The following is a 13,980-nucleotide window of genomic DNA, read 5'->3' as shown; positions in this document are numbered from 1 at the left end:
GTCGGTGATCCGTTTCTCTCAGGACTCATGGGCAAGGACGGCGTCGAAGTTCTCACGGAAGGCGGACACCTCCGGCTGCCGCTGCCACGGGACCAGCGTCTTGTCGAGGTTGACCAGTTCGCGCATGATTCGGCCGGAGCCGGTGTCCTGCGCGACGGCCAGCGCCTGGAGGCCGACGGCCGCGGCCTCTTCCGGCGAGCCGGCGCCAGCGTGGGCGACGGCGGCGCGGGCCAGGTAGACGCCTCGGTCTCGGTGGTAGCCAGCGGGCAAAGCTTCGATGGCACGGGTGAAGACCTCCGCAGCCTGGGCGTGCTTCCCCAGCACCTCCAGGCCCTGCGCGCGGTGGACATCGAGGTACTGCTCGTTCAGCCACACGCCCCAGGGGGTCGTGTCGCTGGAGACGCGATCGAGAGAGTTACGGACGTCGTCGATCGCACGCTCGCTGTCGCTGGACTCCCCTCGAAGCGCGTGGCCGTACGACTCGTAGGTTCGGGCGACCGCCGCGAGGCGGCTCCGAGGCCGCGCCATCCGCTGCGCCGCCTCGGCCAGGTCGACGACATCGACCAGGTCCCGCATCTCCCCGGCGAGTTGTGCCTTGCGCGCCATGACGTAGGAGGTCAGGTCGCCGTCGCCGACGGTGTGGCTCCACTGGAACGCCCTGTCGAGCCAGAACTCCGCGCTGCCGAAGTCGCCCATGTCCTGATAGAGCCAGGAGGCGAACTCTGCGTACTGCGTCTGGAGCTCCATCAGGTCATGACGGTCGGCGCCCTTGGTGTCCTGACGCAGCGACTTGATCTTCTCGATGTGCTCGCGCACGGCCGCGATGGCGTGCCGCGGCCCCAGCAGGTTGTCGTTGTCGATCAGCAGGCGGCGCGCCTGCCTGAGGTGCTCGATGGGCGTGCCGTTGTACGCGGCCGCGATCCGCGAGGGCATCTTCAGGCCCTGAACAACCTCGGAGTCCGCGACCGCTGGCGTGCCCGCGCCGAATGCAGCCGCAGCGCCGATGCCCACCCCACTACGCAGCAAGTCGCGTCGATCGAGAGCCACGAATACCACCGATCCATCCCGTAGACGAGCGGGGACAAAGATCCCCTCATGGTCAGACGCTGCCCGCTGGATGCCCGCCGTGGCCAGTCCGATCGACGCTTCGGATACATGGGGAGCAGAAACGGATACAGGGGGCTGAGCGGATCCACCGGGGCTGATCCGCTCCCAGAGGTCGACCAGCACACCGCCGGCCCGGAGCAGTGAGTCGATCAGCTCAACTTCGGCTCGGTCCTTCGGCGGGCGGCTGGCGTTCTCCCATTTCTGCAGCTTGGAGTGCGACATGAAGGACTTCGCGGCCAGCTCCCGAAGGGACATGCCGCGGACCTTCCGGAGCTCTCGAAGCGTGTATCCGAAGCGGTGCAGAGGCGACTGCTCCGGCGTCAGCACGTTCGGCTGCTGCCCCACTTGGTGATCCCTCCATGTCTCCACTCGGCGTATCCAGCGCCTGGATACACGCCCGATCTAGAACTCGCTCCTGGGCTGGGCCTACAACTTTGCTAACGAAGTTGGACCGGCGAAGGAGGGACGAACATGCGCAACGGGACGCGAGGAAGGACGTCAGTCGCTTCGGCCCTTCTCGATCCGTTCGAGGCGTGCGGCGAGGTCGGCCACCTGCTCCTTAAGGGCCTTGAGGGCGCGAACAGTCGAGTCCTCGCTGGACTCGGAGGCGGCCTCCGCGACGAAGGAGCCGCGTCCCTGGTGGGAGTAGATGAGCCCCGCAGTGCGCAGCTCCGTCAGGGCCCGTTGCACGGTGCCGGCCGCGACGCCGTACTCCTCCGTCAGCTCGCGTCCGCTCGGGAGTTTCGTCCCGGGGGTCCAGCGGCCGGAACGGATCTTGTCGCGGACATCCTGAACGATTCGCTGGTACGGCTGCACGGCCTCGTTGCTCATGAGCGACATCGTAGGTCGACCCCCTCGCCTTAGCTAGCTTCCATAGCTTCCTCAATCAAGTGCTTGACACGACCCCAACTCTATCAGCTAAGTTAGGTATGTCGACAAGGTGAGCGGGGCGGCAAAGGCCCCCACCTGCCACTTTCTGGGCTCGCGTAGAGCCCGAACTCGAAGGGAGCACCACCCCCATGAACTCCACCAGCCGCCCCGCCGCCAGCCTCGCCACCGAGACCTTCGACGCGGAGACGCTCGCGCTCCTGAAGGCGGTGGAGGTGCCGCTCCCCGACTTCGCCGACCTGGACCTGGACGTTGCCTTCGGTACGCCGCTGGAGCTGTTCGAGGCTGGCCCCCTTCCCCACGAGCGGCTGGACGGCCTGGACATCACCGCCGCCGTCGCCGCGATCGAGGCCCGCGAGAACCGCATGCTCGCCGCCCGCGACATCCTCGCCACCGACCCGACCGCCACCGAGCTGGTGCGCGAGCGCCTGGTCGACGTGCTCCTCCCCTACGCCGCGCAGCTGCGCATCACACGGCCGGCCGCCGCGGCCCCCCTGCCGATCGCGGCCTGATCCTCCCCGCACCACCGCCGGGTCTTCGGACCCGGCTCCCCCACCCGGAACCGCCCCCGCGGGCGGCGCCGGATGAGGGAGCCGGAAGCGCGACTCCCGACAGCATCCGCCCGGACATCCAGCCCTTGTGCTGGCTCTGGAAGGCAGCGGCTGGTCCTTGAGAACTCAACAGCGTGATCCACCACCGCAGTACCCGCCGTGTCCGCACCGGCCGGAGGTGAGTGGAAACCCGTCGTGTGGCGCCATTACCGCTGGTGGTGGCAGTCAGCACGTGCGATGACCCGTCAGGCGCTCTGTTCCTGGAGCGGTCCGGTGCAGTACCAACCGGGCGCTCATTACTGATGGCGAGCACGGAGGGCCGACATCCCCACGACGTAAAAGAACGACGCGACACACTCCCAGACCCTCGGCAGCCGGTCCCAGCCGAGGCGAGGAGCCGCGTCGGGACTGAGGGAACCTCGTTCTCCCTCTCAGCACACAAGGCGAGCAGCGCGGCGGCAGAGGCCGCGCACCGCAACACCCCAAGCACTTCGCAGCCCCGCGCTGCCCAGTCGCCCGCCGCCGGCCTTCGGGTCGTTCGGCGGGCGGTGGAGAGCGCGGTGGACACCGGCTCTACCAACGGCGACAGCCCCAGGGATCGGACCCCCGGGGCTGTCCAGGACCTGTATGGAGGCCCTGATGCGCATCAGCATCGCACGGAACAACGGCGACTCCGACACGGACATGGACGAGGCCCTGCGCCGCGTCCGGCAGGGGAAGTGACCGCGATGGACTGGCGCCACAACGCGGTCTGCCGCGAGGAAGACCCGGACCTGTTCTTCCCGGTCGGCAACACGGGCCCTGCCCTGCTGCAGATCGAGGAAGCCAAGGCCGTCTGCCGCCGCTGCCCGGTCATGGAGGCGTGCCTGCAGTGGGCGCTGGAGTCCGGGCAGGACTCCGGCGTCTGGGGCGGGCTCAGCGAGGACGAGCGGCGGGCGATGAAGCGTCGCGCCGCCCGGAACCGCGCCCGGGGCGCGAGGAACGGGTCGGTGGCATGACGGACGCCGACCACAAGCGCCTGGAGGACAACCTCCGCCGCACCAATGAGCGCCACGACTTCGGCCGGCGCTCGCGCGGTGAGAGTCCCGCCCTGTAGGACGCGAACCCAACTTCAATCCCGCACCACGCCGTTCCACCAGGTCGGCCGCCCGCCTCGCGGGCGGTCGGCCTTTCGCATCCCCCGGATCCGGGCATCGGCCCGGCTCGACGTCCATCCCCAGGAGGCGCCATGCGCACCATCCGCCGCGACGGCTGGACCGCCGCCGACTACGACTCCGAGCAGATCCTCCGCGAGCTTGGGCACCGCGACGCCGCCGCCCGGGTGAACCGGGCCCGCCGTCGGCGCCCGATTCGCCTGGCCTGGCGCACGCTGCGCGCCCGGCTCGACCGCCGTGCCACCAACGCGACGCCGACGGCGGGCATCGACTGGGTCGCGGCCCGGGCGGCGGCCGACGCCGTCAACCGCGGCGACACCGGCGAAGCCGACCGCATCGTGCAGGCCACCGCCGACCCGCGCGGCACCGCCTTCGCGGCGTTCCGCTTCATCGGCGTCGAATGACCCACCTCCCGCCTGTCGGTTGCCTCCCCCGCCCGTTCCGGCCTGTGCGCCGGTACGGACGGGGCGAGGGGAGCCGGACAGTCCGGACACAACACGCTGAGGAGGCGTCTGTGCGTACCAGCACCGAGAAGACCAGCCCCGCCACCGTCTTCAGGACGGGTGACTTCGTCCTGTACCGCGACCCGGCGCTGTTCTGGGCGGGCAAGCCGGACCACACCTTCGTCTGCAAGATCACGTACACCTGGATGACCGGCGGCTATGACCTGTTCGCCCTGGTCTCCGGCCGCGTGATCAGCCAGGTGCGGTCGGACTACATGCGGCTGCTGCCGCCAGCCGACGCGATGCGCGACATCGACACCGCCCCGCTGCACGCCGACGCCGCGGCCGCCGACATGACGGCGGCCGCGATGGCGTGGCTCACCCGGCAGCACGCGATCGCCAACACGACGCCGGAGCTGCCCGCCCCGCGCGGCTGACCCACCCACCCCGTACAACCGCCGCCCCGGTCCTCCCGGGGCGGCACCCGACCTGGAAGGAGGCGGCGTGGCCGCCCGAACCCGTAAGAGGGCCAACGCCCGCACCAAGACGCCGGCCACGACGGCCGCGCAGCCCGCCACCTCCACCCTGCCCGCCCAGGCCCCGACCACCGAGACGGAGACCGTCGCGGACACGGCGGCGCTGGAGACGGACTGGGCGGCGCTGGCCAGGGTCGCGGACGCCCGCGACCGGGCCGCCGACATCATCGACACCGCCCGCGACCAGGCCCTCGCCCTCCAGACCCAGGCCGAGGAGCAGGCGGCGCGTACCGTCGCCGACACCCACGAGCAGACCACCGCCCTCCTGTCCGACGCGCGCACCCGCGCCGAGGCCGTCACCGCGAGCGCCCAGGAGGAGGCCACCGCCCAGCGGGCGGCGGCCACCACCCAGGCCGAGACAGTCCGCGCGGAGGCGCAGAAGCTGCGCGCCGAGGCCGACCAGCTGCTCGCCGAGGCCCGTACCCGCGCCGACCAGCTCCTCGCCCAGGCCCGTTCGCAGGTCGCAGAGCTGACCGAGCTGGCCGCCGCCGACCACCAGGCCACCGCGACGGCCATCGCCGAGCTGCGGCGCCTCGCCGAGGCCGACCTCACCGAGATCGCCGCCCTGGTCGAGTCCCGTCGCACCGAGGCCGGTCAGATCCTCACCCGCGCCCGGGAGGAGGCCGACACCCTGCTCGCCGCCGCACAGAAGGAGGTCGACCAGGCCCGCGAGCGGCACGCCCAGCTCGCCAAGGCCGCCGCCGAGCAGTACGACGCCCGGCGCACCGAGGCGGAGACGCTGCACGCGGACGCGGTCGAGGCCGCCGCCGAGCGGCGCCGCGAGGCCGACGCCCACGTCGCCGCCGTCCACACCGAGGCGGAGACGGCCCGTGCCGAGCTGCGCACCGAGCTGCGCGAGCTCGGCGAGAAGTTCGACACCGAGGCCGCGGCGAAGCGCCAGGCCCTGGCCGAGGAGCTCGCCGGGCTGAAGACGGCGTGCGACCAGCAGCGCGAGAAGCTGCGCACCGAGGCCACGACCGTCGCCCAGGAGCTGCGCGAGGCCGCCCAGAAGGAGGCCGAGCGCATCACCGCCGAGGCCGAGCGCAAGGCCAAGGGCATCACCGAGCGGGCGCAGGCCGACGAGGCCCGGGCCCGCCGGCTGCTGACTGAGGCCCGCGAGGCCAAGAAGTCCGCCTCGAAGTGGCGCGGCTGGCGTCAGAACCTCGGCGGCAAGCTGTGGAAGATGGCGCCGTGGGTGGCGCTGGCCGCCGGCGTCGGGCTCGCCGCCTCCGGCGAGTACGAGCTGGCCCGCATGGTCGGCATCAACGAGTGGGTCGCCCCGCTCCTGCCGGTGTCGATCGACGTCTACTGCGTCACCGCGTTCCGCACCAAGCGCGACATCGCGCCGGCGCTGCTGCTGATGGCGTCGGCCAACGTCGTCTTCCACCTCTCCGAGCAGGCGCACCTCGTCCCCGAGGGCGGGTCGGCTCCGTGGCAGCTCACCACCTTCGTCGTCCTGATCTTCGTGGCCGTCATCTGGCGTGTCCACACCCTCATGCACGACGACGGTACGGACGGCCACGGCAGTACGGCCGCCCCGTCCGGTACGGCCACCGGTACGCCGGTCCGTACCGGCATGGACGGCGGAAACGGAACGCCCGCCCGTACCGGTACGCACCGCCGGACGGACGGGGCGGACAGCATCGCATCCGGCCGTACGCAGCCCGCTCACAGCGACCTGTACGCCGCGAACGGCGGCGGACGAGCGGACGGTACGGGCACCGGACACGTCGGTACGGACCCTGCACACGCCCTCTCGCACCCCTCGCACCAGGACGGGGGCGAAGGGGCGCTGACCAGGCCGTACAGCGACCGTACATACGGCGTACACACCACCCAGGACGGGGCGGCGCGTACAGGTACGGCGACCCGAGGGCGTACCGGTACGGCTCACCCGGCCGTACAGGAGCGCACCGGAACGGTCAGCGTCCGTACCCAGCTCGGCCCCGACGCCGTACAGGGTGGCCGTACCGGTACGGCCACCGCCTCCTCCCGCGCAACCGGAACCGGCGGTACGGGCCGTACAGCCGGTACGGACCGACCCGGTACGCCCGCCCGTACGGACGCCGAACTCCTTCCGCTCGTACAGGCACTGCCGCGCGACGAGGACGGCTACGTCACCCTCTACCGGGCCCGTACCGACCTCTCGGTCAACCTGCCCCGCGCGGTCCGGCTGCTGAAGGAGGCCGGCCTGCTGCGGCCCGAGGACGCCGACAAGCACCTCACCTGATTCACCCGTCCGGCACACACCAAGGAGGGCCAGCCCGCGCTAATCGGGCTGGCCCTCCTCGCGACTGCCGGAAGCAGCCACCACCAGTACAGCACGTTTCCCCTGATCAGACCCCGATTCCGGCATGCCTGGACGGGCTCGAACCCACATCGCAAAGGAGCAGCCGCCCATGTCCGGCATCGACTGGGACAAGGAGTTCACCCTCATGAACCCCCAGACCCCCCAGACCCCCGCAAACCCCCCGACGCCCGAGACTCCGGAGAAGCCGAACAAGCCCGCGACCTCGCGTCTCTCCGCCGCCGTCGACGGGATGCGCCGCAACACCGCGGCCCTCGCCGTGTGCGGCACCATCGCCGTCGTTGCCGTGTGCGGCACGGTCGTCGCCGTCACCAACATGCAGGCCGACCAGGCCGCCCAGGAGCGTGCGCGCGCCAAGGAAGACGCCGCGAACGCCCTGGTCGCGGCGGAGGCCGACAAGCAGCGGGCCGAGACCGAAGAGGCCACCGCCAAGGCCGCGTACGAGCGGGAGATGACCGTCTACCGCGAGTGCATGAAGGGCCGCGCCGCGGCGGTCGCCAAGGCGTCCAGCTACGACGTCTCCAGGATCCCCGAGTGCAACGCCCCGGTCTTCAGCACCGCCTCCACCAAGGCCCAGCAGCCCGCCGGCTCCAGCTCCGACAGCGGCATCACCTCCAGCCCCTGGCTGTGGGTGGCGCTCATCGGAGGCGGCGGATTCATCGCCTACAAGAAGCTCTCCGTGCCCTCCGGTTCGGGCGCGGTAACCCCCATGAACGACAAGGGATTCACCTTCGAGAAGGGTGCGTGACATGACGCTTCAGTTCTTCGCCCTCGCCCTGTTCTGCTGGGCCCTCTTCTTCACCTTCAAGAAGACCAAGGGAAAGCAGATGGCGATCTGCATCATGCTGATCGTCTCCGGGATCTTCCTGCCGTACACGCCGTTCAGCGAGGAGATCCGCAGCACGCTGGAGTCCGTGTTCAACACGGCCAACACGACCGTGAACAACATCGGCTCGTCGTCGCGCTGAGTGACCGAGTGCGGTTACCGGTTACCGGTTACAGCCCCCGAACGCCCCCGGAACCGCCCCGCGGACGACCTGAACCGGGGTCTCAGGGGCCTGTAACCGGTAACCGGTAACCGCCGGAGACCACACAGCGTCACAGAAGGGAGGCTCATGGAACTCCTCTTACTCCTCGCCATCAGCTACGTGTTCGGCGTGGAGAAAACGCACGGCAAATACGAACAGGCGGGAATTAAGAAACCCCCCGCAAAAACAAAAGACAAATGGAATCCGACCCGGGCGCCGGACACATTCCGAAACACGCCGTACAACATCGCGGCGAAAACACATTACGGGCTCCTGGCCGGTGCCCATATGGCCGGTGGCCTGCGCGACGGATGGCGCTCGGCTTACCTCAAAAAGACGACCGGGAAGCCTTCCGTTTCCACCTCCGGAGGACCTTCTCCAGCCACCCCGCCGACAGGGACCTCGTCCACGACGACGCCGCCGTCGGGAACCTCCTCGACGACGACCCCGCCGTCGGGAACCTCCTCGACGACGACCCCGCCGTCGGGAACCTCGTCCACGACGACCCCGCCGTCGGGAACCTCCTCGACGACGACCCCGCCGTCGGGAACCTCGTCCACGACGACCCCGCCGACGACGGTGCCGCCGGGCTCCGCGGTCCCCCCGGCCGGCACCATCCCGCGGCCCCGCACCGTCAAGCTGCCCGACCACATCCGGAAGGACCCCGCGATGCAGCCCAACCCGCCCGTCCCGCATGCCGCGACCGTCGACGACAAGGGCGTCCACGTCACGACCGCCGCGGGCAAGACCCGCACCTACAGCGGCGGCGAGGTCATGACCCTCACCCAGGTCATCGACCTCGCCGACGGCTCGGCCACCCTGTGCCAGGCCAGCACCGACACCGCCCTGGAACTCATGGACGAGGCCACGGAGCTGGCCACCGACTGCGACACGCTCATCGCCGACATCACCGCGAAGGGCGTCGGCGCGGGCCTGATCGGCAAGTGCGAGTACCTCAAGGAGCAGCTCGACCTCCAGGCCGCCGCCGCCAAGGACGTCCACGACAAGATCCAGGGCGGCGAGGAGGCGTGCCGCACCGCCTCGGCGAACGCCGAGGCCCGGCACGGCGGCATCTTCCGGGCCGTCGCCGACTCCCCCCTGACCAAGCCCGCCGAGCGCGACTTCTACAACGCCCGATAGAAGAGGAGCAGCCCCGCATGAGCGCCACCGAGACCCTGAAGGACGCCGCGAACTACGCGGCCCTGCGCACCAAGCTGGCCTGGCTCACCCACAAGGTCCACGCGCACGCCCAGACCGTCACCAAGCTCGCCGCCGACGTCGACGACGCCGCCGAACAGATGCTGGACGCCTCCGAGACGATGAAGGCGCTGGCCGTCGACGACGCCACGACCTCCGAGTTCGCCGACGCCGCGCTGACCATGACCGGCGTCAAGGACGCGGCCGGCGCCTACACCTCCGCCGCCGACAGCGCCTCCGCGGCCGCCGACGACGCGAAGACCACCACCGAGAACGACCACGGCGGCATCGCCGACGCCGTCGCCACCTCCCCCGTCGACATGGCCGAAGCGGCCTTCTACACCCAGCAGTAAAGGAGCTCAGGACCGTGGGGCCGACCCGAGTAAATTTCATCCAGTACGCGCCTGCCGCGCTCGCGGTGGTGCCTCTCGTGGCCGGCCCCTGGTCCGCCCTCGCCGCCGCGGCGGCCGGAGCCGGGGCGTGGGCCGTCAACGCCTCCGCTCCCGTGCTGCGGTCCCTGATCGCGTGCGGGCTCACGACCACCGGGTGCGGCATCGCCGCGCACGAGGTCCTCGCCAGCGGCATGAACCCGCTGATCGCCCTCGGGCTCGCGGTCCCGGCCGGGGCGGCCGCCCTGGCCCACCACCGCAACCTCGCCGGCCACACCCCCGTGCCCGCGCTCACGCCCGCGACCATCACCAAGAGCGCGGGCACGGCGGCGGGGCTGACGTCGCAGGAGCAGGTGATCGCCGCCTTCTGGGCGGAGTTCATCTCCGGGCCCACCCAGACCGAAGGCCGCAAGCTCATCCAGCCGGGCGCCGCCCTGGAACACCTCGTCCTCCAGGTCGACGGCGGCCACGTGGCGTTCACCGGGATCATCACCCTGCCCCCCGGGCAGCAGGTGCGGGTCCGGGAAGGCGACATCGCCTCCGTCTACCGGGTCCCCATCTCCCAGATCGAGCTGGGAGACCCCAAGCACTACGCGCCGAACGCGCTGCCGGTCACCGTGCAGCTCACGGCGCCGACGGCGCAGCCGCAGATCGCGGCCGGCGCCCCCACAACTCCCGAGGAGCTGTGGGCCGCGTACGTCGGCGTGCCGGAAGGCGCGATGCCCGGCACCACCCTGACCGTGACCCGCTACGACGGGCCGCTGGACTGGGAGGGCATTGCGACCCGCGACCGCCGGGCGATCGGGACCGTCAACCTCCAGGACCTCGCGGGCAACCTCGACCTGGAGACGATCCAGATCGCCCTGGCCCCCGGCGACAAGCCGTCGCAGATGGGGATCCGGGTGATGCGGGAGCACGCGCTGATGCACGGCACGATGCTCTCCTCGGTCCTGGACGAGCTGGCGATGGACTCGCGCGGCTACGTCCGCGCCGGGACCTACGTCGATGGCCGGGCCGCGCTGCTTCCGCTGGCGCAGCCCGGCTCCGGTGCCCGCCACCTCTACCTGGTGGGCGGGTCGCGGTCGGGCAAGTCGGGGCTGCTGGAGCAGATCCTGCTCTCCGCCCACCGCTCCGGCATCGCGGTGGTCCTCGCCTCCCCGCAGGCCGGGACCATCGCCGGCGCCTCGCTGTCCGCGTACCTCGGGGACGGCCTGGACGAGGCGATGGGCGCGCTGCGCCTGGCCTACGCGATGATGCTCGACCGCGAGGCCCGCTACCGCTCCCCGGCCTTCCCCTTCACCGACCCGCTGATCCTGGTCGTCATCGACGAGGCGCACATGCTGCTGTCGGCCTCCTCCCCGTACCACCTGGAGGCGAAGGCGATCGTGGAGCAGCTGACCCGCCGGTCCCTCAAGCGGGGCATCGGCGTGGTCCTGGCCACCCAGACCCCGCTCGCCGAGGACCTCGGCAACAGCACGGTCATCCGCTCGCAGCTGCTGATCGGCGGTGGCGCGGTGTTCCTGCGCTGCGCCAAGGGCCAGGGCTCGCTGGTCGGGGCGAACGCGGTGGAGGGCGCGGAGGGCATCGACCTGTCGATGATCCCCTCGCAGTGGCCGGGCCAGTACGCCAAGGTCGCCGACCGCGACATGTCCGGCCTGGCCACCGAGGCCGCCGCCGCTCCCGAGGACGGCACCTTCGGCCTGGGCTACCTCCTCACCCCCGGCAGCCAGGCCGTCCAGTTCCGCTCCCTGCACCTGGACGTGCCGCCCGTCTCCCTCGCCGGAGGTGAGCGGCCGGTCGGGATCGAGGACTGCGACGCCTGGCGCGAGCGCGACGCGATCGCGAGGACGCCGATGGTCGACAAGCGCGGCAAGAACTTGGTCGGCAGCCTCGCCGACCTCCTTGCCGCGGCCGAGGGCGCCCCCTCCTCGCAGGAGTCGGCGGCCCACCACAACCCCGCCCATCTCCACGCCGTCCCCGGGCCCGCCCGGCCGGGCGGGGCACCGGCGGCGTCCGACGGACAGGAGCTGATCAAGCCGCGCATCCTCGAGCTCCTCCAGGAGCACGCCATTCCCATGACCGCCGAAACCATCGCCCGCAAGCTCGAGATCCCCGCCACTCGTGTCAAGCCGCGGTTGTCCGAGCTGAAGAAGCGGGGCGAGGTCACCAACGAGAACGGACTGTGGCAGGCAGCATGAACACCTACACCCAGAAGACCGACTTCACCCCCGTCGACCAGGACCTGTACGCGGCGGCGTTCCGGCTCCTCGACCCCGCGCCCACCCCGGCACCCGCGCGCCCCGCGGCTGTTGCGGTTCCCGCGCAGGTTCCCCTCACCGCCGCCGCTCCGGTGCGCCTGACCGGGCCGGTGGAGAAGACCCTCACCGACGCGCTCACCTTTCTCGACACCCACGGCTGGGCCAGGTACAGCCTCATCAACTCCGAGGGCGCCCGCTGCTCCATCGGCGCCCTGCGCGCCGCGGCCGGCTCCCGCAGTGCTGCCTACCGCGACGCCGGGAACCTCTTGTTGGACGAGGCCCGGCGCCAGCACGGCAAGAAGTGGGAGGCGATCCCCGCCTGGAACGACTCCCACAGCGGAGCGCAGGTGCGTAGCGTGTGGGAGGCCGCCATCCGGCGGGCCCACCACATGAACATCTGACGCTGGAGGAGCTGCCCGTGTCGTTCTCGTTCACCAACCCCGAGCCGGACGACGGCCGGTCGTTCTCGTTCACCGGTCCTCAGCCGGGCAGCGACGACGGCCGGTCGTTCTCGTTCACCGGCTCGGACCCGGCCGACATCGACAGGCAGCTCCAGGCGATCACCGACATGGCCACCGAGCTCATCCGCCGTGTCGAAGACGTCCGCAGGCAGATCAACACCTGACCGTCTCCTCCGCCCTGACGCGGAGACACCCGCACACAGCTCGGCTCACGCCCCGCCCGGATCCCTTCCGGGCGGGGCGTCGCCGTTCCCTGCCCGAAACCATCACCCTCTCGGGAGACCGAACACCGTGCGCCGATACCGCTACCGCTGCACCATCTGCCGCACCACCAGCCCCGTCGTCCTCCACCCCGACGACCTGGCCGCCGAAGGCGACGCCCACCGCCAGGCCGTCCACGGCGGCCACTTCCCCGACGGCGAACTCGGCGGCGAAATAGACCGCCAGGGCCGCTGGTACACCGCCATGTCCCCGCTCGCCGTGCTCCACGCCCGCATCGCCGACGGCCTCAGCGACCTCCGCGACGAGAAGACGATGGGCCACTACTGGTGGGCCAGCACCGGATCCGCCCTCCTGATCGGCGGCTCGGCCGCCCTCATCGCCCTCGTCGTCACCGCCGCCCTCTGACACAGGCTCCGACCGCCCCGCCTGGCCACCGGCACCGGCCCGCCCCGCACCCGGGAGCGGCCGGTCCCCGGTGACCGGACAGGCCGACCGGCCACCCGCCCCTCACCCCGTGCTCTGTCGACAGAGCCCAGCACTGCCCGCCACCCATCCCGTTGGAGGACACCCGTGCTCATCCCCCGCCCGCGCCGCCGGATCGGACGACCCCGTCCGCAGCGCCCCGGCCCCCGCTACCCGCGGTACCCCGCCCAGCTCCCTGGCCCCTGGAGCCGGTGATATCCGGTCCGGCCGCACAGAGAAGCGCGCCGCACGGATCATCCGTGCGGCGCGCTCACCGCTCCGATCGAGCGTCGAACTACTCCGTGGTGGTTCCGGCTAGATGCTGGGCGGCGGGATCGGGGTGGTGTCGTACCCCTCAGCCGCCAGCTTGGCCAGGAAGAGGCGACCAAACGCAGGCTGGTCCTTCCCGTATCGGGGAGTGCCGGCCCGTTCGTCCTGCTGCTCGACCACGGCAGCAGCGAAGCGGTCCCTGTACCAAGTGATGACCGTCCTTGCGCGGTCCACCTCGTTCCACCAGGGCTTGTTCTTGGCGTGCTCCTCGAAGCGTCGATCGGGGCTGACGGAGATGCCCACGTAGAGCAGCGTCTCCTCGAGGTCGAATAAGCGGTAGACGGCTGTCGGCCTTGCGCCCATGGCCTTTCTCCAAGTCGATTCGTGTCGCGACGACGGGTGTCCGAAGCAGATTCTCGCGATGCTGCGGTGCCTACTTGCTGCTCTTCGGCCCGGGCTTTGCGGGCTCGATGCCGTTCTCCCGGGCGATCCTTCGCACGTATGCCGCGGTGAACGGTGACCGCTCCGTTACGTCGGTGGGCCGCATCCCGTTCTTCAGCGCCGCAATGACCGCTGCGATGGCGGCTTTTCGTGCCTGGTCGTGGGCTTCTTCGGTCTCTCTGTACCGCTGGGTGGCCTGATCCAGTGCCTGCTCAACATCCATGCGCAACAGAGTATCGCTACACGCTTGCGCATGGCTTCCTTG

At 70.9% G+C, this 13,980-nt stretch carries 18 protein-coding genes; 13 read left to right on the top strand and 5 right to left on the bottom strand.

Annotation, left to right across the window (positions count from 1 at the left end):
* Window positions 1–18: 18 nt before the first annotated feature.
* Window positions 19–1,452: a helix-turn-helix domain-containing protein gene (locus tag ACIGFK_RS39450; protein WP_400055711.1), complete on the bottom strand. Its 1,434-nt coding sequence runs from the start codon at window positions 1,450–1,452 to the stop codon at window positions 19–21.
* A gap of 153 nt (window positions 1,453–1,605) precedes the next feature.
* Window positions 1,606–1,938, bottom strand: coding sequence for a GntR family transcriptional regulator (locus tag ACIGFK_RS39445; RefSeq protein WP_400055709.1), 333 nt, complete (start codon window positions 1,936–1,938; stop codon window positions 1,606–1,608).
* A gap of 188 nt (window positions 1,939–2,126) precedes the next feature.
* Between ACIGFK_RS39445 and ACIGFK_RS39440 the strand changes: the two genes are divergently transcribed.
* From ACIGFK_RS39440 to ACIGFK_RS39410, 7 genes are all read left to right on the top strand, one after another.
* Entirely contained in the window at window positions 2,127–2,507 is a 381-nt protein-coding gene (locus ACIGFK_RS39440; protein ID WP_400055708.1) for a hypothetical protein, read from the top strand.
* A 767-nt stretch (window positions 2,508–3,274) separates the two neighbouring features.
* A complete protein-coding gene (locus ACIGFK_RS39435) occupies window positions 3,275–3,544 on the top strand; it encodes a WhiB family transcriptional regulator (protein WP_400055753.1) in 270 nt (89 codons plus the stop codon).
* Window positions 3,545–3,774: 230 nt separating this feature from the next.
* Entirely contained in the window at window positions 3,775–4,104 is a 330-nt protein-coding gene (locus ACIGFK_RS39430; RefSeq protein WP_400055706.1) for a hypothetical protein, read from the top strand.
* Between the two features lie 110 nt (window positions 4,105–4,214).
* Window positions 4,215–4,580, top strand: a complete 366-nt coding sequence (locus ACIGFK_RS39425) for a hypothetical protein (RefSeq protein WP_390072502.1) — start codon at window positions 4,215–4,217, stop codon at window positions 4,578–4,580.
* A 67-nt stretch (window positions 4,581–4,647) separates the two neighbouring features.
* Window positions 4,648–6,909: a hypothetical protein gene (locus tag ACIGFK_RS39420; RefSeq protein ID WP_400055705.1), complete on the top strand. Its 2,262-nt coding sequence runs from the start codon at window positions 4,648–4,650 to the stop codon at window positions 6,907–6,909.
* A 169-nt stretch (window positions 6,910–7,078) separates the two neighbouring features.
* Window positions 7,079–7,735 (top strand): hypothetical protein, encoded by a 657-nt coding sequence (locus ACIGFK_RS39415; protein WP_400055704.1) that lies wholly within the window; start codon window positions 7,079–7,081, stop codon window positions 7,733–7,735.
* Between the two features lies 1 nt (window position 7,736).
* Window positions 7,737–7,955, top strand: coding sequence for a hypothetical protein (locus tag ACIGFK_RS39410; RefSeq protein ID WP_249004794.1), 219 nt, complete (start codon window positions 7,737–7,739; stop codon window positions 7,953–7,955).
* 383 nt (window positions 7,956–8,338) lie between these two features.
* Here the strand turns inward: ACIGFK_RS39410 and ACIGFK_RS39405 are convergent, their stop codons facing one another.
* Entirely contained in the window at window positions 8,339–8,575 is a 237-nt protein-coding gene (locus tag ACIGFK_RS39405; RefSeq protein ID WP_400055702.1) for a hypothetical protein, read from the bottom strand.
* A gap of 109 nt (window positions 8,576–8,684) precedes the next feature.
* On the opposite strand from ACIGFK_RS39405, the gene ACIGFK_RS39400 reads away from it, so the two are divergent.
* The 6 genes from ACIGFK_RS39400 to ACIGFK_RS39375 all read left to right on the top strand — a co-directional run bounded on the left by ACIGFK_RS39400 (window position 8,685) and on the right by ACIGFK_RS39375 (window position 12,947).
* Window positions 8,685–9,155: a hypothetical protein gene (locus ACIGFK_RS39400; RefSeq protein ID WP_249004792.1), complete on the top strand. Its 471-nt coding sequence runs from the start codon at window positions 8,685–8,687 to the stop codon at window positions 9,153–9,155.
* Between the two features lie 17 nt (window positions 9,156–9,172).
* Window positions 9,173–9,565: a hypothetical protein gene (locus ACIGFK_RS39395; protein WP_375881921.1), complete on the top strand. Its 393-nt coding sequence runs from the start codon at window positions 9,173–9,175 to the stop codon at window positions 9,563–9,565.
* Between the two features lie 14 nt (window positions 9,566–9,579).
* Entirely contained in the window at window positions 9,580–11,799 is a 2,220-nt protein-coding gene (locus ACIGFK_RS39390; protein ID WP_400055700.1) for a hypothetical protein, read from the top strand.
* Window positions 11,796–12,260, top strand: a complete 465-nt coding sequence (locus tag ACIGFK_RS39385) for a hypothetical protein (RefSeq protein WP_384563203.1) — start codon at window positions 11,796–11,798, stop codon at window positions 12,258–12,260. Before ACIGFK_RS39390 ends, ACIGFK_RS39385 begins: the two co-directional genes overlap by 4 nt.
* Before the next feature lie 17 nt (window positions 12,261–12,277).
* On the top strand, window positions 12,278–12,484 hold the full coding sequence (locus ACIGFK_RS39380) for a hypothetical protein (RefSeq protein ID WP_249004876.1): 207 nt from the start codon (window positions 12,278–12,280) through the stop codon (window positions 12,482–12,484).
* Window positions 12,485–12,611: 127 nt separating this feature from the next.
* Window positions 12,612–12,947, top strand: a complete 336-nt coding sequence (locus ACIGFK_RS39375; protein WP_249004875.1) for a hypothetical protein — start codon at window positions 12,612–12,614, stop codon at window positions 12,945–12,947.
* Window positions 12,948–13,319: 372 nt separating this feature from the next.
* Here ACIGFK_RS39375 and ACIGFK_RS39370 read toward each other — a convergent pair whose 3' ends face one another.
* Together ACIGFK_RS39370 and ACIGFK_RS39365 are read right to left on the bottom strand one after the other, a co-directional pair.
* A complete protein-coding gene (locus tag ACIGFK_RS39370; RefSeq protein ID WP_400055697.1) occupies window positions 13,320–13,637 on the bottom strand; it encodes a GIY-YIG nuclease family protein in 318 nt (105 codons plus the stop codon).
* 70 nt (window positions 13,638–13,707) lie between these two features.
* Window positions 13,708–13,938, bottom strand: coding sequence for a hypothetical protein (locus ACIGFK_RS39365; RefSeq protein WP_384922262.1), 231 nt, complete (start codon window positions 13,936–13,938; stop codon window positions 13,708–13,710).
* Window positions 13,939–13,980 lie beyond the last annotated feature (42 nt).

This window comes from Streptomyces sp. NPDC085524, from assembly GCF_044541755.1.
Taxonomy (GTDB): Bacteria; Actinomycetota; Actinomycetes; order Streptomycetales; family Streptomycetaceae; genus Streptomyces.
Note: the sequence above shows the minus strand (reverse complement) of the source record. Positions and strands in the feature narration are given on the sequence as shown.